This window comes from Enterobacter sp. JJBC (assembly GCF_036936505.1).
GTDB classification, from domain to species: Bacteria; Pseudomonadota; Gammaproteobacteria; order Enterobacterales; family Enterobacteriaceae; genus Enterobacter; species Enterobacter hormaechei_C.
This window is the reverse complement of sequence record NZ_CP136935.1, coordinates 1,718,177-1,739,378: the sequence shown is the minus strand read 5'-3', so window position 1 is coordinate 1,739,378 and position 21,202 is coordinate 1,718,177. Positions and strand designations below refer to the sequence as shown.

The following is a 21,202-nucleotide window of genomic DNA, read 5'->3' as shown; positions in this document are numbered from 1 at the left end:
AGATTTTATTATTCAAAGGGAATTTGCTATGTCTTACGCTATTCACAACCAAAACCTGGCTTTCAATGACAGCGCCATCGCGCAATATATGAATACCGATTTTATCGTTATTGATATTTCATTATGCGTGGCTCTGGCACGCGAGCAGTTCTTTGAAAAATTAAAAGATGATGATATTCCGTCGCATATTTTTATCGAAGATAACGGTCGCCTCGCGGGTTTGATCGCCGTACGCAAATTGTTGCAGGCCACCGACACCGTGCAGCCCGTTAAGGGGTTGATGATATCTGATTTTATTCAGCTCAAACCGGAAGATGAGCGGGCGGATGTCGCCGGGCTGCTGGCGCATGCGGGTGCGGATGTAGTGCCGGTTGTGACCCACGGCAAGCTGGTGGGCTGCCTTACCGAGCGTGAAATCGCCCATCTGCTGGAAGATGACGTTACTGAAGATGCCCAGCTTCAGGGGGCGACGCTGCCGCTGGAGAAGCCCTATCTGGAAACCAGCGCCTTCAGCCTGTGGAAGAAACGCTCCGTCTGGCTGCTGCTGCTGTTTGTCGCGGAAGCGTATACCAGCTCGGTGATCCAGCATTTTGAAGAGGCGCTGGAATCCGCCATTGCGCTGGCGTTCTTTATTCCGCTGCTGATTGGCACCGGCGGAAACAGCGGGACGCAGATCACCTCGACGCTGGTGCGCGCCATGGCGCTGGGTGAAGTCCACCTTCGCGATGTGGGTCGCGTGCTGCGCAAAGAGATCAGCACCTCGTTAATGATTGCCGCCACGCTGGGTCTGGCGGGCTGCGTTCGCGCCTGGATGATGGGTATTGGGATGGAAATCACGCTCATCGTCAGCCTGACGCTGGTCTGCATTACGCTGTGGAGCGCCATCGTCTCGTCGGTGATCCCGATGGTACTGAAACGCTGCAAAATCGATCCGGCGGTGGTCTCCGCACCGTTTATCGCCACGCTAATCGACGGGACCGGGCTGATTATCTACTTCAAAATCGCGCAGTATACGCTGGGGCTGGAATAACGAAAAAACCCTGCGATATTGCTATCGCAGGGTTTTCGAATTTGGCGGAAGCGTAGAGATTCGAACTCTAGAACCCTTTCGGGTCGCCGGTTTTCAAGACCGGTGCCTTCAACCGCTCGGCCACGCTTCCAAAGTGAGGCGCACTATAAACATCTCTGAGCATGATGTAAAGCACGAATTTGCATAACATTACACGTCTTCCGTCCTCCCCTTCCGTCCCGCTGATTTCTTCGCCATCGACTGGCTAAAATGTAAACATTTATTTTTACATTCATAACGTTTATTAGATTCGCGGGTGGTCATTTAGACTCTTTTTCGCACAACACTCATTAACCGTAGATCACTGCGTTAAGAGATAGCCATGACTTTATTTAACGACGATTATGAATTTTTTATTTATCAGTGATAACTATTACCTTTGCCATGGTGTATCAAGCTCCCTGACATCAACCCATTTGATTCGCGATGACGCGGATATTCACGATCTTGATGGGGTCGATCAGGCGATGGATTTTATCATTGCGATTGAACAGGATAAGTTACGCAATAAAACCATTCGGCAGGTCAAAAAAGTTAAGCGTGATTACATTGTCCTGATGCATGAGATAGAAGCCAACCGCGCAGTGAGAATCGATAATATTATCTATTCGTCGATGCATTTTACTGCTCACCCTTTTCAGCAGCTGATGCGCTTTTACCGGGCGCTCAGAACACACTCCTTTACGCGACGAGAATATGACGTGCTGAAGCTGTTTCATTTGGAAAACCATGAGATCGCGAAAAAGCTGCAATTGTCACAAAAAACGACCAGCACCTACCGCGTGAGGATCCTCGAGAAATTAAATATGCGCTCAAAAAACATTCTGGCGATGACCCGTGTAAAATCGGCGATCGTCGATTAAAAGCTGTAACATTTTGCCTTGCCACGGAAAAACCGGGCCGTCACGTTTCGCCCTGAGGGGGTTTGGCTGGCGCGGTATACCAGTTCTCTTTGGCAACCATCACGCTGCCCTCTGGCTGCATAACAAAATTCGGGGACATGATCTGCACGTTAAATTCGTTAAACACATCCTGTATCTGGCTATGCAGTTCATTGCGGGCAACCGCGAGGGACTGATCGGGCAGCAGGCGGACCTGCAATTCGTAAGCGATATACCAGTCCATTAACCCTAACTGGCGCACCAGCGGCGGCTCGGAAAGGTCAATCCCTTTTGCCCGTTTCGCGGCCAGCTCCAGCATGGCATGCACCTGACGCCATGGGGTGTCATAACCGATAGTGACGCTGACCGTCAGATTGAGGCTGCCATCGGGCTGTAGCGCGCTCAGGTTGGTGATCTTACCGCTCACCACCACCGCGTTGGGCACGGTAACGACATAATTTTCCCGGGTAATAATTTTGGTCGCCAGCATGCCAATTTCACTGACCTTACCTTCGTTATCCGCCACCCGAATGACATCGCCTTTACGCAGTGCGCGGGAGTAAATCAGGACCAGACCGCTCATGGCATGGTTCATCACCCCTGCCGAACCCAGCGTTAACATCAGTCCAAAGAAGACGCTAATACCTTTAAACGCCAGCGAGTTTGCACCGGGAAGAAACGGCCAGGCGGCGGAGAGAGCAAATAGCCAGACGGCAACGGAAATGAGCTTACGGGTAGCCCCCACGGTTTCCGGATGTACGCCGGGAAGTTGCAGACGACCAGCCTCCACCTGATTCAGCACCATCTTAAGAAGCTTCAGAATAAAAGCGGTAATGAGGAAAATGATCAGAACAATCGTCAGCCCCGGCAAGGCCGAGACAATCGCCAGGGCGATTTGCTGCACCACGCGAAGCGTCCAGTCTCCCAGCGACGTGCCCCACACCCGCGTCCACGGAAACAGACTGAATGCCCAGCTCAGCCAGACGTAAAAGCCAATCAAACCCAGCAGGAACATCAGCAAGGCGTAAAGCCGAATCTCAATGGCGCCAATGTACCGCCGCCAGCTTTGCGGCACCCGGCTGCGATTCTCCACAATACGCAGACGGTAGACGCGTCGAAACCAGCGCCAGGATCGCCACGCGCCGTAGCAGAGCAGCAACAGCGCCAGCAGGCCAGCGGCTGTTTTTACCGTCGACAGCGCCAGCCAGCCGGAATCGTATTGATCGCGCAGCGCCATTCTCTGCGCTTCCATGCGCGCCAGCACGCGCTGTGCGGCCTGATCGAGGGTAAGATCGTCCCCTTCGTCCAAATCCCCTTCCGTCAGCAGCATCACGGGCTTACCGTTCATCACTATCAGCCGTCCCTGCTGGTTATAGCGGGTCACGGGGACGATGCTGAGCGGCTCACGCACATCCGCCTCGGTAAAATTGCGCAGGGTGTTGCGGATGCGTAAAACGCGCTCTTCCGGCGTGGTCAGGCCAAATTTCGCCTGTAGCATGACGATGGGCTGATGGAAGATATAGACCGTTCGGGCGCGCTCCTGCTCCGTAGGCGCCTGGCGGGGCTCTGCGGCATACGATGAGAAGGCGCTCAGGGCGGCAAAACAGAACGCAAACGCGAGCAGGATCTTTTTCATCCTCACTCCCCCAGGTCAGAAATCTTGTTATTTTTCAGGCAACCCGCGAATGCCAGGTGGGTATGTTGAGAATAGTCCAGCCTTTCGTTTCTGCAACAAGCGACGGTGAGCGTGTTGCTCTCAATCGCAATATATGTATTATGTTATAACATAACAATTTCGGATTGCGTTCTATGTTACTTAAAAAAGGGTTATTTCTGGCTTCACTGCTCTTCATGGCACCTGCCGCTTTCGCCGCAACCACCTGGCCCCTCACGATTGAAAATTGCGGCGTAAAGCAGACCTTTACGCAGGCTCCTCAGCGCGTCGTGACCGTGGGTCAGCATGAAACAGAATTACTGCTCGCACTGGGGCTGGAGAAAACGATCGCCGCGACGTCAGTCTGGTTCGGCACGCTGCCACCCACGCTGGAGGATGCCGGGAAAAACCTCCCCCGGCTTGCGGATAATTCCCCCTCCTTTGAGGCCGTGGTAGGGCAGAAACCTGAACTCGTTCTCGCGCAGTATCACTGGCACATTGGTCCGCAGGGAGAAGTGGGAACCCGTGAACAGTTTGCGTCGCTGGGGATTAATACGTGGATCTCCCCTGCCGACTGCACGGATAAAACGGTAACGGAAACCTCAAACGCAGACGGAGCACGTAGCGCGCCGTTTTCACTGGCGGAAATTACACGGGAAGTGACAGATCTGGCGACGATTTTTGATGTTTCCGCGCGAGGTGAGCAGCTCAATCGTGCGCTGGCGGAGCGTATTAAAAAGGCCCAGGCGCGCGCCTCCGCGAAACAACTTAGCGTCGTATTCTGGTTCTCCAGCAGCCGTCTGAATGGCGATCCCTGGGTGGCGGGGAATTACGGCGCGCCTGGCTGGATCAGCCGCACGCTGGGGTTGAAGAACATTATTGACTCTCACGACGAATGGCCCGCTGTAACGTGGGAACATATTGCCCGATCGCAGCCGGACGTGATTGTTATCGCCGGGATGTCCCGCAGGCTCTATCCTGCCGATGAGGTTGAGGTAAAAAAAGCGTTCTTGCGCAGTGACCCGGTGACAAAGAACATGCCTGCGGTCAGGAACAACCACATCATCGTGGTGCCAGCGATGTCGTTAAACCCTTCATTGCGTAACGTCGATGCGGTTGAGCTTATCAGCGATCGGCTGGCTTCTTTCCAGGATGAACAATGAGTCATTTCGCTTTTGACCGCCGCCAGCAGGGTTTACTGGCAGCAGGTGCCATGGCGCTGCCGCTGATGCTGGTCTTTGCCGCCAGTATCGGGGATATGCCGGTGTCGTATGCCAGTACCGGGAAAGCGATCCTCAACGGACTGGGTTTGACCTCTTATGCGTTGCCGCAAACGGAGGAAGGTATCGTCTGGCAATATCGCATGAGCCGGGCAGTAATGGCCGCGTGCAACGGCGGCGGCCTGGCGATGTGCGGGCTGGTGTTACAGTCGATCCTGCGTAACCCTCTGGCTGAGCCTTATCTGCTGGGGATTTCCGCGGGCGCCTCGCTGGGGGCCGTCTGCGTGATGCTTCTCGGCATGGGGGGAAGCGTGATTGGCGTGAGCAGCGGTGCGTTTGTCGGCTCATGCGCCGCCTTTGCGCTCATCATGGTGATAACAAACGGGATGAGTGAAAGCCCGTCGCGCATTTTGCTGGCTGGCATTGCGGGCACCCAGCTCTTCAACGCCATGACCGCGTACGTCGTCAGCACGTCCGCCAATGCCGAGCAGTCCCGTAGCGTCATGTTCTGGCTGCTGGGAAGTCTGAGCGGCGTGCGCTGGCCTGACGCGCTGCTGGCGCTGGCCGTTACGCTGGCGGGTTTACTGGTGGTATTGCTCTTTTCACGGGCGCTGGACACCTTCACCTTCGGGGATGAGGTCTCCACCACGCTGGGGATCCCGGTTACCGCCGTGCGTATTGTCTTATTGCTGACCTGTGCCATTGTTACCGCAACGCTGGTGAGCGCCACCGGCGCAGTGGGGTTTGTCGGGCTGGTCATTCCCCATGTGACGCGCATGCTATGCGGGCCGGGCCATCGTCGCTCGATCCCGCTGACGTTTCTTATCGGCGCCCACTTTATGATCCTCGCCGATATCGTCTCACGCACGCTGATTGTGCACCAGGTTCTGCCCATCGGGGTGGTGACTGCGCTGGTGGGCGCCCCCGTCTTTGTGGCGTTGCTTTATCAAAACCGAAAGGAGCATCCATGAATATTACTGTGGCCGGGTTAACCGTAACCCGACAAGCGCAGACGGTGCTTAAGAATATCGATCTCGACCTGCCATCCGGGCAGATTATCGGCCTGTTAGGGCCAAACGGCTCGGGCAAGTCGACGCTGCTGCGCTGTCTCGCCGGGCTGTTTCCACGACTCAGCGAACGCGTGGCGCTTAATGGCACAACGCTCGGCATGATGCCGCTGAAAAAACGCGCGCAGCACATGGCGTTTGTCCCGCAACATGCTGAGGTCGACGGAGAACTGACCGTTGAGGACATTGTCAGACTGGGGCGTACGCCCTACCGGAAAACATTCCAGAAAACCTCGCGCGACGATGAGGCTGCGGTTGAGCAGGCGATTGGCCTGATGCAGTTATGCCGCTTACGCCAGCGGCGATGGCACTCTTTGTCTGGCGGAGAGCGCCAGCGAAGCCAGATAGCCCGCGCGCTGGCCCAGCAGCCGCAGGTGCTGTTGCTCGATGAACCGACAAACCACCTGGACATTCAGCACCAGCTGGAGCTGATGCGGCTCGTTTCACAGCTGCCGCTTACGGTGGTGGTTGCACTGCACGATCTCAATCTTGCAGCCAATTATTGCCAGCGTCTGATCCTCCTGAAGGCCGGGCAGATCGCCGCCACGGGCGCGCCCGAAGCGGTTCTGACGCCGGTAAACATCGAGGACACCTGGTGCGTAAAAGCTCAGGTCTGCAAGGCCGACGCCGGGATCACGATAAGCTACAACATGGTGGCATGACGGAAGACTGGCGCAAAAGCAAAAACCCCTGCGATATTGCTATCGCAGGGGTTTCGAATTTGGCGGAAGCGTAGAGATTCGAACTCTAGAACCCTTTCGGGTCGCCGGTTTTCAAGACCGGTGCCTTCAACCGCTCGGCCACGCTTCCTAAGTGAGGCGAACTATAAACACCTCACCGCGCGCTGTAAAGAGTGCGCGCATTCGTTCGCTTTAAAAATAGCCAAAATGCGTTTAATCGGTTGAATAGACGACAGATTGGCCGTTTTGACAGCATAATATCCACCGCGGATCGTTAGTGCTTTTTGATGTACATATCTTTGGTGTAGTAGTACCCGAGCTTGTCTGGCGTGAAGCCCCCTACCCACGGTTTCACCAGGTGCGTGCGCACGTAATGATAGACCGGGATCGCCGGTACATCCCGTCCCAGCAGATCTTCTGCCTGCTGGTAGAATTTACCGCGCTCCTCCGCCGTTTTCGATTTCGCCGCGTTCACCAGTGCCCGATCGTAGTCCGGATTGCTGTACTGAGTGGTGTTTTGGCTGTCCCCGGTACGGAAGTTGTTCAGGAAGGTTGCCGCATCGTCGTAATCGGCAATCCAGGCGTAGCGTACCGCGTCAAAGTTATGGGTGTGCATGGTATCAAGCATGGTTTTCCACTCCTGATTTTGCAGCTTCGCCTCCACGCCGAGGTTCTTCTTCCACATTGAGCTGGCGGCAATGGCAATACGCTGGTGCGATTCCGAGGTGTTATAGAGGAGATTAAAGCTGAGCGGATGGCTGTCGTTAAATCCGGCTTCGGCCAGCAGCTTTTTCGCCTCGGCAATGCGTTTATCTATCGGCCAGCTGGCGTAATCCGGGTTCTGGAGCTTGACGCCGCCAATATCCGGCTGGCTGATGAGCCATGCCGGGCGCTGACCCTGCCCTAATACTTTATCGGCGATAATGTCTTTATCCAGCGCCAGGTTCAGCGCCTTGCGCACGCGGGCGTCGTTGAACGGCGGCCGGGTGGTGTTGAATTCGTAATAATAGGTGGCAAGCTGCGGCGATACATCCAGCTCGCTCCCCAGCGTTTTCTTCAGCTGAGCAAACTGGTTGATGGGCACCGTGTAGACAATGTCGATTTCGCCCGCTTTGTAGCGGTTAACGTCAGCAGCTTCAGAGGAAATGGGCAGATAGGTCACCTTGTTAATGACGGTATGTTCGTTATCCCAATATTTTGGGTTACGCACCGCCACAATGCGTTCGTTAACCACCCACTGTGACAGTTTATAGGCCCCGCTGCTGACGAAGTGCTCCGGTTTGGTCCACTTATCACCGAAACGGCCTACCAGGACTTTATCAATTGGCACCAGAGACGGGTGAGCCAGCATCGCCAGGAAAGGGGCGTTAGGTTGCGTGAGCGTCACTTCCAGCGTGGTGTCATTGATGGCTTTCACCCCCAGCGACTCGGGCGCTTTTTTGCCTTCTGCGATATCAGTGCCGTTGACGATACGCATACTACCGGGATAGCTGGCATACGGAGAGGCGGTTTTCGGGTCGACCAGCCGCTGCCAGCTCCAGACAATATCTTCCGCGGTGATGGGGGTTCCATCGCTCCAGGTAATGCCCGGGCGCAGATGGAACGTCCAGACGGTGTTGTCTTTATTTTCCCATTTCTCCGCCAGGCGCGGCTGGATTTCACCTGCCGGAGAGACGCTGACCAGCCCGTCGAATAAATCGCTGATAATATTGAATTCGACATCGCTTTCGACTTTATGCGGGTCGAGCGAGGCGGGTTCACTGCCGTTGTTCCTGACCAGTTCCTGCTTATCTGCCAGCTGGGTTCCTGCCGGCACCTTAGCCGCCCAGGTTGCCGTGCTGGCGCACAGGATCCCTGCGGTTAACAAAGAGAGTGTAAAGTGCGTGCGTGTTTGTGGTTTCATTTCCTTCGCCTTATTGTCTGTTTTTATGACGATCCGGAAATAACTCTTAGCGGCCTTAGGGAAATAACGCAATATTTTTCAGTGACCTATAAGAGGTTGATCTGAATACGCCCTACAAACCGCACTTCATTCTGAGTACAAAGGCTTTGCCAGAATAAAAAACCAGCATAATCCCTAAGGGGCTGAGTAAAGATGGGTAAAACCACTTTGCGTCTGCCGCGCCGTTTCCTATTCTTTGCGCTAATTACATCTGTCATAAGAGAGTGACTCATGGATCGTATAATTACTTCTTCACGCGACCGCACATCGCTACTCAGCACCCATAAGGTGCTGCGCAATACCTATTTCATGCTCAGCCTGACGCTGGCGTTTTCGGCGATCACCGCAACGGCCAGCACCGTACTGATGCTGCCTTCTCCAGGCCTGATCCTGACGCTGGTGGGTATGTACGGTCTGATGTTCCTGACCTACAAAACCGCGGATAAACCGGTGGGGATTCTCTCCGCGTTCGCCTTTACCGGCTTCCTGGGCTACATTCTGGGGCCAATCCTGAATGCCTATCTGTCTGCCGGAATGGGCGACGTGATTGGTATGGCGCTGGGCGGTACCGCGCTGGTGTTCTTCTGCTGCTCGGCCTACGTGCTGACCACCCGTAAGGACATGTCCTTCCTTGGCGGTATGCTGATGGCGGGTATCGTGATTGTACTGGTCGGTATGCTGGCGAACATCTTCCTGCAATTGCCTGCGCTGCATCTGGCAATCAGCGCGGTGTTTATCCTGATTTCATCCGGCGCAATCCTGTATGAAACCAGCAACATCATTCACGGCGGTGAGACGAACTATATCCGCGCCACCGTGAGCCTGTATGTGTCGCTGTACAACATTTTTGTCAGCCTGCTGAGCATCCTGGGCTTCGCCAGCCGCGATTAACACACCGTGCTGTGAACAGGGCCCCGCTTATGCGGGGCTTTGTTTTTTTTGGTAAACTTAGGCGGTTTTTGACTAACGCGTGAATGAATATGTTGAGTTTTGAAGGCAAAGAGATCGAAACCGATAACGACGGTTATCTGAAAGAGAGCAGCCAGTGGAGCGAAGCGCTGGCGGAGAAAATTGCGGATAACGAAGGAATTACCCTCTCCCCGGAACACTGGGAAGTGGTGCGCTTCGTGCGAGAATTTTACCTTGAATTCAACACGTCGCCAGCTATCCGCATGCTGGTCAAAGCCATGGCGAATAAATTTGGCGAAGAGAAAGGCAACAGCCGTTATCTGTATCGCCTGTTTCCGAAAGGCCCGGCTAAACAGGCGACAAAAATCGCCGGCCTGCCAAAGCCGGTAAAATGCATTTAATAGCGAATACTGAAGTCAGCGTATTCCCGGCCGGGTTGATGCGGTTCCGTTAGCACCTTATCAACCCGCGCGCTGCGCGGCCCGCCCGCTTTCAGCCACGCCACCAGCTTCTCAACCCGATCCGCCTCACCGCAGGCCACAACCTCCACGCTGCCATCATCCATGTTACGCGCATACCCCGTCAGCCCGAGCTGAAGGGCTTCGCGCTGGGTGCTGTAGCGGAATCCGACGCCCTGTACAAGGCCATGGACCCAGGCAATGGTGCAAACATTTGACATCATCCTTCTCCTTATCCGACTGGCGCGTTGCATTTCCTCACTGAAGTCGGGAAAATGGCGGCCATTTCATTGGAATCGACAGAATAGCAAATTATGAGTGTACGTTTAGTGTTAGCCAAAGGGCGCGAGAAGTCATTACTGCGCCGTCATCCCTGGGTCTTTTCCGGCGCGGTTGCCCGCATGGAAGGTAAAGCCAGCCTCGGTGAAACCATCGATATTGTTGACCATCAGGGGAAATGGTTAGCACGCGGCGCATACTCGCCTGCATCTCAGATCCGCGCGCGCGTCTGGACGTTCAATAAAGAAGAAGCCATCGATATCGACTTCTTTGTCCGTCGTCTGCAACAGGCGCAGCAGTGGCGTGAGTGGCTGGCAAAGCGTGACGGGCTGGACAGCTATCGTCTGATTGCCGGAGAGTCCGACGGGCTGCCGGGCGTGACCATCGACCGCTTCGGCAATTTCCTGGTGTTGCAGCTGCTGAGCGCCGGGGCGGAATACCAGCGTGCCGCGCTGATTAGCGCCCTGCAAACCCTGTTCCCGGAATGTGCCATTTACGACCGCAGCGACGTGGCGGTACGTAAAAAAGAGGGCATGGAGCTGACGCAGGGCCCGGTCACCGGCGAACTGCCGCCTGCCCTGCTGCCTATCGAGGAGCACGGCATGAAGCTGCTGGTGGACATCCAGGGCGGCCATAAGACCGGTTATTATCTCGACCAGCGTGACAGCCGTCTGGCAACGCGCCAGTACGTTGCCGATAAGCGCGTGCTGAACTGCTTCTCTTATACCGGCGGCTTTGCGGTCTCTGCCCTGATGGGCGGCTGTGCCCAGGTTGTGAGCGTCGACACCTCACAGGAAGCGCTGGATGTGGCGAAACAGAACGTTGAGCTGAACAAGCTGGATCTGAGCAAAGCGGAGTTTGTGCGCGACGACGTGTTCAAACTACTGCGTAAATACCGCGACCAGGGCGAGAAATTTGACGTCATCGTGATGGACCCGCCGAAGTTTGTGGAAAATAAAAGCCAGCTGATGGGCGCCTGCCGTGGCTATAAAGACATTAACATGCTGGCGATCCAGCTGCTGAACCCGGGCGGCGTACTGCTGACGTTCTCCTGCTCTGGCCTGATGACGACAGATTTATTCCAAAAAATCATCGCCGATGCCGCAATAGATGCGGGTCGTGATGTACAATTTATAGAGCAGTTCCGTCAGGCCGCCGATCACCCGGTGATCGCTACCTACCCGGAAGGGCTGTATCTGAAAGGGTTTGCCTGTCGCGTCATGTAACTTGAAAAGAGAAATATTGCCCGCACATAGTGTGTATGTAATGTTTCCCGGGAGGTGACTATGATTGCCAGCAAATTCGGTATCGGCCAGCAGGTCCGCCACACCTTGCTTGGATATTTGGGTGTGGTCGTGGATATCGACCCGGAGTATTCCCTTGATGAACCGTCAGCAGACGATCTGGCCGTTGACGCAGAGCTTCGCGCCGCGCCCTGGTATCATGTGGTTATGGAGGGCGACGATGGTCAGCCTGTCCATACCTATCTTGCCGAAGCGCAGCTGAGTGGTGAACTACAGGATGAGCATCCGGAACAACCCACTATGGACGAGCTTGCTCAGACCATCCGCAAACAGTTACAGGCACCAAGACTGCGTAACTAAAGGTGTAAAAAAGCCCGTCAAACGGGCTTTTTTTATTTTGCCAGCCCCAGACGGGGAATATCGATTGCCGGACAGCGATCCATCACCACTTTCAGCCCGGCATCGCGTGCCAGCACGGCCGCCTGCTCATTAATCACGCCCAGTTGCATCCACAGCGTTTTCGCGCCAATGGCGATCGCTTCCTGCGCCACGCCCCAGGCCGCTTCTGAATTACGAAAAACGTCCACCATATCCACCTTTTCCGGCACGTCCGCGAGCGTCGCATAACCCTGCTGACCCAGCAGCGTTTTCCCCGCCACCTTCGGCGAGACCGGGATCACGTGATATCCCTGGTCCAGAAGGTATTTCATGACCCGATAGCTTGGGCGATCCGGTTTATCGCTCGCGCCGACCAGCGCGATAGTGCGCGTGGTCGTCAGAATCTCGACAATGTCGTTCTCTTTCATGCTGTTCCTCCTGGTTTTTTTCAAAGTGTACGTCAAAGCGAACATCTCAACCACGCATCCCATACAGAAGTATGAGGGCAAAACGGCAGAATATGTCTATATGTTAGTAAACGTGTTTATCGAAAAATTTTGATACATTCTTACCGGGTAGTTTGTCTACAGGAGTCTGCTATGAAAACCGGCATTGCCTGGGCTGTGGTTGCGTTAATCATGCCGGTTTGTGTTTTCGCAACTACTCTCAGACTCACAACCGACATTGACCTGCTGGTGCTGGACGGGAAAAAAGTCTCCAGCTCCCTGCTGCGGGGCGCAGACAGCATCGAGCTGGATAACGGCCCGCACCAGGTGGTTTTTCGGGTGGAAAAGACCATTCGCCTCGCCGACAACGAACAGCAGGTGTACATTTCGCCTCCGCTGGTGGTCAGCTTTAATACCCAGCGTATCAGCCAGGTCAATTTTCGTCTCCCGCGCCTTGAGACAGAAAAGGAGTCACTGGCATTTGATGCCTCGCCGCGCATTGAACTGGTGGACGGGGATTCCATGCCCATCCCGGTAAAGCTGGATATTCTGGCGCTGACAAAAAGGCCAAAGGGAACTGACTATGAAGCGGACACCGAGACCTACAACAGGGCCAGCAGGCGCGCCTCGCTGCCCCAGTTCGCCACCATGATGGCGGATGACAGTACCCTGCTTTCGGGCGTATCGGAGCTGGATGTACTCCCCCCTCAGTCGCAGACCCTTACTGAGCAACGTCTCAAGTTCTGGTTCCAGAATGCCGATCCGGACACGCGCGCCCGTTTTCTGCAATGGGCGAAACAGCAACCTTCGTCGTAAGCCACATTTTTTTGTCCTTTCTCTTGCAGCATCAGTCAGTTCCCGTCATCGTGTAGCGAGGTAACCTCACGGATAAGATTATGGAACTGACAACACGCACACTTCCGGCGCGCAAGCACATTGCTCTGGTTGCGCACGATCACTGTAAACAAATGCTGCTTAACTGGGTTCGTCGCCATCAGCCTCTTTTACAGCATCATGCCCTTTCTGCTACGGGAACAACCGGCAACCTGATCCACCGCGAAACCGGTCTGGAAGTGAATGCCATGCTGAGCGGCCCGATGGGGGGTGACCAGCAGGTAGGCGCTCAGATTTCAGAAGGTAAAATTGACGTTCTGATTTTCTTCTGGGATCCGCTGAACGCGGTTCCGCATGATCCGGACGTTAAAGCGCTGCTGCGTCTGGCTACGGTGTGGAACATTCCGGTAGCCACCAATCTTTCAACGGCAGATTTCATCATTGAATCGCCGCAGTTTAACGATCCGGTGGAGATTTTGATCCCGGATTATCAGCGTTATCTTGCGGAGAGACTGAAGTAGTTTTTTGCCCGGTGGCGCTGCGCTTACCGGGCGTACAGAATTTGCCCGGCGCGTTACGGCTTTCTCGTCACCGGCACGTCAATACTCTTCAAAATATCGACAAACACCGACTGCTCCTCTTTGTTGAACAAGAGCCACACGCGATGGCGCGCGCGGGTTATCGCCACGTACAGTAAGCGCCGCTCCTCTGCATCCGGGAAATCTTCCGGAACAGGTAATAACGCCTCTTCCATCACGGATTCCCGCGCCGGCGCCGGGAAACCGTCGCTCCCCTCTTTTAGCCCCACCACAATCACGTAGTCGGCCTGCTGCCCTTTACTGGCATGAATGGTCATGAAATCGAGCTGTAGTTTTGGCCAGCGCGTCGCCGCTTTTTCCAGCGCCGTCGGCTTGAGGTGGTGGTAACGCGCCAGCACCAGAATTCGTTCATCCGGTTTCGCATAGCCGCTCAGTTTATCCAGCAGCGGTTCCAGCTGATCGTCCGCCAGCAGCGTGACGGCCTTTTTATCACCCGACATCAGGCTGTTAAGCGGTTTCGACAGCTGGTGCGGGTTCTGCTGAATAAAACGGTTGGCTATTTCGCCAATCCGCGCGTTGAAGCGGTAGGTGGTGTCCAGATCGCTGCGATCGCCTTCCCCAAAATAGTGGTGGAAGGCCGTCGTGAGAGAAAGTTGCGCCCCGCTGAAACGGTAGATAGCCTGCCAGTCATCGCCCACGGCAAACAGCGACGTGTGTTTATTCTGCGCCCGCAGCGCCGAAAGCAGCGCAGCGCGCTGCGGCGAGATGTCCTGAAACTCATCCACCAGAATGTGTTTCCACGGGCTGACGAAGCGCCCTTTCTCCAGAATGATAATGGCCTGATGGATCAGCCCCGAAAAATCGACCGCGTTTTCGTCTTTCAGCGCGGTTTTCCACGCTTTCAGCATCGGCGCCATCAGCTTAACCCGCTTAGAAAACACGGCGCGGATCGCTTCCGGTGCGCTTTCTATCATCTCCGTCTGAGAGCCGCCGTGCATGCGCATCAGGCTTACCCACCGGTCGAGACGAGAGGCCAGCCGGCGCGCCAGCTTTTCATCCTGCCAGAAGCTGCCCTCCGGCACCTCCCAGTTGAGTTCCTCTTCAAGCCACTGACGCCAGCCTTTCGCCTGCGCCTTTTTTTCACTGCACTGCTGACGCCATGCCTTGATAAACAGCGTCTGGCGAGCCTGAGCGTCGTTCTCCAGCTTGCTGACAACAGGGACTTTTTTGCTGCCCTGTTGAATGATGTGTAAAGCGAGGGAGTGGAACGTGCGCGCCGAGATATCCTGGGTATGCAAACGCGCCTGAATGCGCTCATCCATCTCCTGCGCCGCCTTGCGACCAAAGGCCAGCAGCAAAATCTGGTCGGCAACCGCCTCGCCCGTTGTCAGAAGCCAGCCCGCGCGTGCCACCAGCACCGACGTTTTGCCGCTCCCGGCGCCTGCCAGCACTAAAAGAGACTGCTCGCCATTCACCACGGCGCGCGCCTGGGCAGGATTGAGGGGCGATGATTCCACCGTACTGAAAAAATCGGCATATTGCGTAAGCATCGCCTCAGTCCAGGCCTGGTTATGCGCCAGACGGCTTTTCTCGATATCGTTCAGCCAGGCCTGACACTTCCGCCACGCGTCGCGGCAGTTATCAAATTCCTCAAGCCGCGCCACCGGTAAAGGCAATGCCGTCAGCGCCTGGGCAATTTTTTGCTGAAGCCCGGCGGTTTGCTGGCGCGTCAGCCACTTCTGCTGCGTATTGCTTAGCGCGATATCGTCCAGCACCTGTTGCAGCACCTGTGCGGCTATCACGCTCATCTCCTGGCTCCACTGTTGCCAGCGCGTGTTCAGATGGTAGTGGAAGCGTTGGGTTTCCGCCCACTCGGTCCCGTGAAGCCGCACCACTTTGTTTGCCGGCAAGACGAACTCCAGCTCCCCCCATACCAGCCCTCGTTTACAATGAATGGCCAGTAGCTGATTAAACGGAATAAGATATTCGTGGCGTTCCCCGGAGACTTTCACTCCCGCATTGAGAAGGACAACCTTGTCGTAAGGGTGCTGCGCCAGGCGTTTGCCCATTGAAGTTGCTTTCAGTTCCATATCCTGCCGGATCCACGAGGTCATAATTTGTCAGACAGTTTAACTGCCAGTTTTAAGGTGCTCCAGCCCAAAAAAACGTTACAATCACCGGGCGTTAATCATATCGAAGGAAATGAGGGTTTATGCGTACCGTTCTGAATGTGTTGAATTTTGTCCTTGGCGGTTTTGCCACCACCCTTTCCTGGCTTTTTGCCACCCTGGTGAGCATTGTGCTCATCTTCACCCTTCCGCTGACGCGCTCCTGCTGGGAAATCACCAAACTGTCCCTCGTTCCTTATGGAAATGAAGCCGTGCACGTGGATGAGCTGGAGCCGGAAAGAAAAAATGCCCTGATGAATACCGGCGGCACGCTGCTGAATATTTTATGGCTGATCTTCTTTGGCTGGTGGCTGTGTCTGATGCATATTTTCGCCGGCATCGCCCAGTGCATTACGATTATTGGCATTCCGGTTGGCATCGCTAATTTCAAAATTGCCACCATCGCCCTGTGGCCGGTAGGACGCCGAGTTGTCCCGGTCGAAGTCGCGCAAGCCGCGCGTGAAGCCAATGCCCGTCGTCGTTTTCAGTAATAAGGACTGGCCGCTCTCATGCTAAGCCCCCTGCTTCGTCGCTATACATGGAACAGTAACTGGCTGTATAACGTCAGGATTTTTATCGCCCTCTGCGGCACCGTCGCTCTGCCGTGGTGGCTGAATGATGTGAAGCTCACCATCCCCCTCACGCTTGGGGTGGTGGCCGGTGCGCTGGCGGATCTCGACGACCGCCTGGCCGGTCGTTTGCGTAATCTGGTCATCACGCTGGTCTGCTTCTTTATTGCTTCCGCCTCCGTTGAGCTGCTTTTCCCGTGGCCCTGGCTGTTTGCCTTAGGGCTGACGGTGTCCACCAGCGGCTTCATTTTGCTCGGCGGCCTCGGGCAACGCTACGCCACTATCGCGTTTGGCGCCCTGCTGATTGCCATTTACACCATGCTGGGCGTCTCTCTTTACGAGCAGTGGTATCAGCAACCGGTCCTGCTGCTGTTGGGTGCTATCTGGTATAACCTGCTGACCTTAACCGGGCATCTTATTTTTCCGGTTCGTGCCTTACAGGACAACATTGCCCGCAGTTACGAACAGCTGGCCCACTATCTGGAGCTGAAATCCCGGCTGTTTGATCCGGATATTGAAGAGGACAGTCAGGCGCCCCTGTACGATCTGGCGCTGGCAAATGGCCAGCTGGTCGCCACGCTGAATCAGACCAAAGCGTCTCTGCTCACCCGTCTGCGCGGCGATCGCGGTCAGCGCGGTACACGGCGCACACTGCACTACTATTTTGTCGCCCAGGATATTCACGAGCGCGCCAGCTCCTCGCATGTGCAGTACGCTGACCTGCGCGAGAAATTCCGCTATAGCGACGTGATGTTCCGTTTCCAGCGCCTGCTGTCGATGCAGTCTCAGGCCTGCCAGCAACTTGCGCGCTCAATACTGCTGCGCACGCCCTATCAGCACGATCCGCGCTTTGAACGCGCATTCAGCCACCTGGATGCGGCGCTCGATCGCGTTCAGGCCAGTGGGACATCACCGGAACAGTTCAAAGCCCTGGGATTCCTGCTCAACAACCTGAGAGCCATTGATGCTCAGCTCGCCACCATTGAGTCTGAACAGGCGATGGCGATGCCGGGCAATGACGCTGACAACCAGCTTGCCGACGACAGTCTCAACGGTTTCAGCGATATGTGGCTGCGCCTGAGCCGTCATTTTACGCCGGAATCCGCCCTCTTTCGCCATGCGGTAAGGATGTCGCTGGTACTGTGCGTCGGCTACGCGTTTATCCAGATAACAGGATTGCACCACGGCTACTGGATCCTGTTGACCAGCCTGTTTGTCTGCCAGCCGAACTATAACGCTACCCGCCACCGGCTCGCGCTGCGTATTGTCGGGACATTAGTCGGGGTCGCCATCGGGCTGCCGGTGCTCTACTTTGTGCCATCCGTAGAAGGGCAACTGATCCTGATTGTGATTACCGGTGTACTGTTCTTCGCTTTCCGCAATGTGCAGTATGCCCACGCCACGATGTTCATCACGCTGCTGGTGCTGCTCTGCTTCAATCTGCTGGGTGAAGGCTTTGAGGTGGCCCTCCCCCGTGTGATTGACACGCTAATCGGCTGCGCCATCGCCTGGGCGGCGGTGAGTTTTATCTGGCCTGACTGGCGTTTCCGAAATTTACCGCGCGTGTCCGACAGAGCAATGAACGCCAACTGCCGCTACCTGGATGCTATTCTTGAGCAATACCATCAGGGTCGCGATAACCGTCTGGCCTATCGGATTGCCCGTCGCGATGCGCATAACACTGACGCAGAGCTGGCTTCCGTTGTCTCGAATATGTCAACTGAGCCGCGCGCTACGGCAGAAATCCGTGAGACAGCCTTCCGCCTGCTGTGCCTGAACCACACGTTCACCAGCTATATCTCTACCCTTGGCGCCCACCGAGAGAAACTGACGAATCCGGGCATCCTGGCGCTGCTGGACGACGCCGTTTGCTACGTTGATGATGCGCTTCATCATCAACCTGCGGATGAGCCACGGGTTCACCAGGCACTGGATGAACTGGTGCAACGTATCGCACACCTTGATCCAGGCACCGACAACAAAGCTCCACTGGTCCTTCAGCAAATTGGCCTGCTTATCGCTTTGCTGCCGGAAATTTGTCGGCTGCGACAGCAGATCGCTACCTGGCGGAATGATGGCCCTGCGACTCAGGCAGCGCATTAAACCACTCCGTAAGCTCCCGGCGAATATCCGCCGGGAGTGCCGCTTCATGTAACCCTTCAATCGCGCCTTCAAGCGCGAACAATACCCGGATACTCAGCGCTTTATTCTTCGAGCGCATTTTCAGCCAGCTCGTCTTCGCCCCCAACTGTCGTAGCGTCTCTTCATTGGTAATGCCCGCCTCCATAAGCAGGACCTCAATCTGAAAGGTCAGGTTCGGCAGATCTTTAAGCCGGTTACGCTGATGGCGCTGGTAGCGCTCTTTCCTGGCGGCATCGAGCGCAAACGAGGAGAGCTGAAGCAGTTTTTCCCTGTTTTGCCACAGACCTTCGTCCACACGGTAGTAATTAAGCAGCACTGGGCGTCCTCGTTTCATCAGGGTCAGAAAAGAGGAAGCGTTTTTTACACAGTATTTTGCACTTTGCTCACAGGCGCGAAGGTACAGCTCGCCGTCAGACACCATTGCGAACACCGCTTCATCCACGGCCAGGGTATAACCGCCAAACAGGGCGCGATGATGAATTTCGCCCAGCGGAGAGAGGTATTCTTGAGATTGATAAATCCGCTCATAAGATATCTTTTTCATGATAATTCCATTAAAAATCATACAGTAACCACGATATTTCTTACTAACGGATCCGTTAGCAGGAAAATAGGCAACTTATTGCCGTTGGGCAAGATGATTTTTTCATGTTCACCAGGAATGGATGAAATTTGCGAGTCGCTTTCCGAAAATGAGGTTGATCTTTATGCATACAGGGGTTACTGTATATCCATACAGTAACTACAGGGCTGGAATGATTATGTACACTTCAGGCTATGCAAATCACTTAACACCTTCTACTTCTGCCGCAGGCAATGCTGCGCAGAATTCTATCGGGCGTGAATCGACAGGGCTTATCAGTGAAGTGGTTTACCGTGAAGACCAGCCGCTGTTGACACAACTCTTACTCCTGCCGCTTTTGCAGCAGCTCGGGCAACAGTCTCGCTGGCAGCTCTGGCTGACGCCACAGCAAAAATTAAGTCGCGAATGGGTTCAGTCGGCTGGGCTGCCGTTAGCGAAGGTGATGCAGATTAATCAACTCTCCCCTTGCGATACGGTCGAGTCGATGGTCCGGGCATTACGTACCGGGAACTATAGCGTCGTGATTGGGTGGTTGCATGAGGATCTGTCGCAAGAGGAACATTTGCGTCTGACTGAAGCGGCTGAAGAAGGTAACGCGATGGGTTTCATCATGCGGCCAGTTCGTGGAGATTCCTATCGCAGAGGACAACATCCCGGGCTAAAAATTCACTCAAATGTGTACCATTGAGTGATTTTAAGAGTTTTCCTGGAATTTTTTTCGACCGCAGTATGCAAAAAAAGTTCAACGCGCCAAAACTGCGGCAAGGCTTGTCTGACGCGGTTCTCGTTAATTTTACTGCACAAAATTCGTTCAAAAATTGTTAAATATTAGGTATACGGAACTTTTTTTTTCATATGCCTGACGGACTTCACACTTGTAAGTTTTCAGCTACGTTGTAGACTTTACATCGCCAGGGGTGCTCGGCCTAAGCCGAAGATATCGGTAGGTTTATATTTGACCACGCCCCCCGGTGAAGGATTTAACCGTGATTCCTCCGATGGAGATATTCATGGCAAATTTTGGATGATAACGAGGCGCAAAAAATGAAAAAGACAGCTATCGCGATTGCAGTGGCACTGGCTGGCTTCGCTACCGTAGCGCAGGCCGCTCCGAAAGATAATACCTGGTATGCAGGTGGTAAACTGGGCTGGTCTCAGTTCCATGACACCGGTTGGTACAACAGCAGCCTGAACAACGATGGCCCTACTCACGAGAGCCAGCTGGGTGCAGGTGCGTTCGGTGGCTATCAGGTTAACCCGTATGTTGGCTTTGAAATGGGTTACGACTGGTTAGGTCGTATGCCTTACAAAGGCGACAACGTAAATGGCGCTTTCAAAGCTCAAGGCGTACAGCTGACCGCTAAACTGGGTTACCCAGTAACTGACGATCTGGACGTGTACACCCGTCTGGGCGGCATGGTATGGCGTGCAGACTCCAGCAACAGCATCGCTGGTGACGACCACGACACGGGTGTTTCCCCAGTATTCGCTGGTGGCGTTGAGTGGGCAATGACCCGTGACATCGCTACCCGTCTGGAATACCAGTGGGTTAACAACATCGGTGACGGTGCTACCGTTGGCGTTCGTCCAGACAACGGCATGCTGAGCGTTGGTGTTTCTTACCGTTTCGGTCAGCAGGAAGATGCGCCAGTCGTAGCTCCAGCTCCGGCTCCAGCGCCAGAAGTACAGACCAAGCACTTCACTCTGAAGTCTGACGTTCTGTTCAACTTCAACAAAGCTACCCTGAAACCAGAAGGTCAGCAGGCACTGGATCAGCTGTACACCCAGCTGAGCAACCTGGATCCTAAAGACGGTTCTGTAGTGGTTCTGGGCTTCACCGACCGTATCGGTTCTGACGCTTACAACCAGGGTCTGTCTGAGAAACGTGCTCAGTCTGTAGTTGATTACCTGGTATCTAAAGGTATCCCAGCTAATAAGATCTCCCCACGTGGTATGGGCGAATCTAACCCAGTTACCGGTTCTACCTGTGACAACGTGAAACCACGCGCTGCACTGATCGACTGCCTGGCACCAGATCGTCGCGTAGAGATCGAAGTTAAAGGTATCAAAGACGTTGTAACTCAGCCTGCGGCATAAGTTATCGTCTTATAAAAAAACCCCGCCATGCGGGGTTTTTTAT

Annotated in this window: 21 protein-coding genes and 2 tRNA genes; 15 read left to right on the top strand and 8 right to left on the bottom strand. The window is 54.8% G+C overall.

The features are described from left to right. The first annotated feature begins 28 nt into the window (after nucleotides 1-28). The gene (locus RY075_RS08240; protein WP_015570882.1) at nucleotides 29-1,030 is read left to right on the top strand and encodes a magnesium transporter; all 1,002 of its coding nucleotides are present in this window, start codon (nucleotides 29-31) and stop codon (nucleotides 1,028-1,030) included. Nucleotides 1,031-1,072: 42 nt separating this feature from the next. Here the strand turns inward: RY075_RS08240 and RY075_RS08235 are convergent. Further along, nucleotides 1,073-1,160 (bottom strand) — tRNA-Ser (locus RY075_RS08235). Between the two features lie 253 nt (nucleotides 1,161-1,413). Between RY075_RS08235 and RY075_RS08230 the strand changes: the two genes are divergently transcribed. Then, complete coding sequence (locus RY075_RS08230; protein WP_003858117.1) at nucleotides 1,414-1,932, top strand: LuxR C-terminal-related transcriptional regulator; 519 nt, start codon at nucleotides 1,414-1,416, stop codon at nucleotides 1,930-1,932. Between the two features lie 40 nt (nucleotides 1,933-1,972). Here the strand turns inward: RY075_RS08230 and RY075_RS08225 are convergent, their stop codons facing one another. Further along, complete coding sequence (locus RY075_RS08225) at nucleotides 1,973-3,586, bottom strand: mechanosensitive ion channel domain-containing protein (RefSeq protein ID WP_129258352.1); 1,614 nt, start codon at nucleotides 3,584-3,586, stop codon at nucleotides 1,973-1,975. Nucleotides 3,587-3,759: 173 nt separating this feature from the next. On the opposite strand from RY075_RS08225, the gene RY075_RS08220 reads away from it, so the two are divergent. From RY075_RS08220 to RY075_RS08210, 3 genes are read left to right on the top strand one after another with little or no spacing between them, the layout of a single operon-like run. Continuing rightward, entirely contained in the window at nucleotides 3,760-4,767 is a 1,008-nt protein-coding gene (locus RY075_RS08220) for an ABC transporter substrate-binding protein (protein WP_032657972.1), read from the top strand. Further along, complete coding sequence (locus RY075_RS08215) at nucleotides 4,764-5,795, top strand: iron ABC transporter permease (RefSeq protein WP_022650751.1); 1,032 nt, start codon at nucleotides 4,764-4,766, stop codon at nucleotides 5,793-5,795. The genes RY075_RS08220 and RY075_RS08215 overlap by 4 nt, the downstream gene beginning before the upstream one ends. After that, nucleotides 5,792-6,553: an ABC transporter ATP-binding protein gene (locus RY075_RS08210; protein ID WP_045894119.1), complete on the top strand. Its 762-nt coding sequence runs from the start codon at nucleotides 5,792-5,794 to the stop codon at nucleotides 6,551-6,553. Before RY075_RS08215 ends, RY075_RS08210 begins: the two co-directional genes overlap by 4 nt. Nucleotides 6,554-6,613: 60 nt before the next feature. On the opposite strand, the gene RY075_RS08205 is transcribed toward RY075_RS08210, so the two are convergent. After that, nucleotides 6,614-6,701, bottom strand: a tRNA-Ser gene (locus RY075_RS08205). 144 nt (nucleotides 6,702-6,845) lie between these two features. Then, nucleotides 6,846-8,474 carry an ABC transporter substrate-binding protein gene (locus RY075_RS08200; RefSeq protein WP_338628410.1) on the bottom strand — a complete coding sequence of 543 codons (1,629 nt, stop codon included), beginning with the start codon at nucleotides 8,472-8,474 and terminating at the stop codon, nucleotides 6,846-6,848. A gap of 270 nt (nucleotides 8,475-8,744) precedes the next feature. Between RY075_RS08200 and yccA the strand changes: the two genes are divergently transcribed. Both yccA and tusE read left to right on the top strand, forming a co-directional pair. Next, nucleotides 8,745-9,404: an FtsH protease modulator YccA gene (yccA, locus tag RY075_RS08195; RefSeq protein WP_003858127.1), complete on the top strand. Its 660-nt coding sequence runs from the start codon at nucleotides 8,745-8,747 to the stop codon at nucleotides 9,402-9,404. 89 nt (nucleotides 9,405-9,493) lie between these two features. Further along, nucleotides 9,494-9,823, top strand: coding sequence for a sulfurtransferase TusE (gene tusE / locus RY075_RS08190; RefSeq protein ID WP_032610197.1), 330 nt, complete (start codon nucleotides 9,494-9,496; stop codon nucleotides 9,821-9,823). Here tusE and yccX read toward each other — a convergent pair. Next, the gene (gene yccX / locus RY075_RS08185; RefSeq protein WP_003858131.1) at nucleotides 9,820-10,101 is read right to left on the bottom strand and encodes an acylphosphatase; all 282 of its coding nucleotides are present in this window, start codon (nucleotides 10,099-10,101) and stop codon (nucleotides 9,820-9,822) included. The two genes, tusE and yccX, sit on opposite strands and share 4 nt — an antisense overlap. A 93-nt stretch (nucleotides 10,102-10,194) precedes the next feature. Here yccX and rlmI point away from each other — a divergent pair, with 93 nt between their 5' ends. Continuing rightward, nucleotides 10,195-11,385 carry a 23S rRNA (cytosine(1962)-C(5))-methyltransferase RlmI gene (rlmI, locus tag RY075_RS08180; protein WP_022650747.1) on the top strand — a complete coding sequence of 397 codons (1,191 nt, stop codon included), beginning with the start codon at nucleotides 10,195-10,197 and terminating at the stop codon, nucleotides 11,383-11,385. 60 nt (nucleotides 11,386-11,445) lie between these two features. Continuing rightward, complete coding sequence (gene hspQ, locus RY075_RS08175) at nucleotides 11,446-11,763, top strand: heat shock protein HspQ (protein WP_003858136.1); 318 nt, start codon at nucleotides 11,446-11,448, stop codon at nucleotides 11,761-11,763. A 32-nt stretch (nucleotides 11,764-11,795) separates the two neighbouring features. Here the strand turns inward: hspQ and RY075_RS08170 are convergent, their stop codons facing one another. Beyond that, nucleotides 11,796-12,209 (bottom strand): CoA-binding protein, encoded by a 414-nt coding sequence (locus tag RY075_RS08170; RefSeq protein ID WP_003858138.1) that lies wholly within the window; start codon nucleotides 12,207-12,209, stop codon nucleotides 11,796-11,798. Nucleotides 12,210-12,380: 171 nt separating this feature from the next. Here RY075_RS08170 and RY075_RS08165 point away from each other — a divergent pair, with 171 nt between their 5' ends. Both RY075_RS08165 and mgsA read left to right on the top strand, forming a co-directional pair. Further along, nucleotides 12,381-13,043, top strand: coding sequence for a DUF2057 family protein (locus tag RY075_RS08165; RefSeq protein WP_023315770.1), 663 nt, complete (start codon nucleotides 12,381-12,383; stop codon nucleotides 13,041-13,043). Nucleotides 13,044-13,123: 80 nt separating this feature from the next. Then, complete coding sequence (gene mgsA / locus RY075_RS08160) at nucleotides 13,124-13,582, top strand: methylglyoxal synthase (protein ID WP_003858146.1); 459 nt, start codon at nucleotides 13,124-13,126, stop codon at nucleotides 13,580-13,582. A gap of 53 nt (nucleotides 13,583-13,635) precedes the next feature. On the opposite strand, the gene helD is transcribed toward mgsA, so the two are convergent. Further along, nucleotides 13,636-15,690 carry a DNA helicase IV gene (helD, locus tag RY075_RS08155; RefSeq protein WP_338628407.1) on the bottom strand — a complete coding sequence of 685 codons (2,055 nt, stop codon included), beginning with the start codon at nucleotides 15,688-15,690 and terminating at the stop codon, nucleotides 13,636-13,638. A 122-nt stretch (nucleotides 15,691-15,812) separates the two neighbouring features. On the opposite strand from helD, the gene RY075_RS08150 reads away from it, so the two are divergent. Together RY075_RS08150 and yccS are read left to right on the top strand one after the other, a co-directional pair. Further along, entirely contained in the window at nucleotides 15,813-16,259 is a 447-nt protein-coding gene (locus RY075_RS08150) for a YccF domain-containing protein (RefSeq protein WP_003858149.1), read from the top strand. Nucleotides 16,260-16,277: 18 nt separating this feature from the next. Then, nucleotides 16,278-18,440 carry a YccS family putative transporter gene (yccS, locus tag RY075_RS08145; RefSeq protein WP_022650744.1) on the top strand — a complete coding sequence of 721 codons (2,163 nt, stop codon included), beginning with the start codon at nucleotides 16,278-16,280 and terminating at the stop codon, nucleotides 18,438-18,440. Here yccS and RY075_RS08140 read toward each other — a convergent pair. Next, complete coding sequence (locus RY075_RS08140) at nucleotides 18,397-19,023, bottom strand: TfoX/Sxy family DNA transformation protein (protein ID WP_023315767.1); 627 nt, start codon at nucleotides 19,021-19,023, stop codon at nucleotides 18,397-18,399. The two genes, yccS and RY075_RS08140, sit on opposite strands and share 44 nt — an antisense overlap. Before the next feature lie 217 nt (nucleotides 19,024-19,240). Between RY075_RS08140 and sulA the strand changes: the two genes are divergently transcribed. Beyond that, complete coding sequence (sulA, locus tag RY075_RS08135) at nucleotides 19,241-19,750, top strand: SOS-induced cell division inhibitor SulA (RefSeq protein WP_048209418.1); 510 nt, start codon at nucleotides 19,241-19,243, stop codon at nucleotides 19,748-19,750. A 356-nt stretch (nucleotides 19,751-20,106) separates the two neighbouring features. Next, a complete protein-coding gene (gene ompA, locus RY075_RS08130; protein WP_017694761.1) occupies nucleotides 20,107-21,159 on the top strand; it encodes a porin OmpA in 1,053 nt (350 codons plus the stop codon). Nucleotides 21,160-21,202 lie beyond the last annotated feature (43 nt).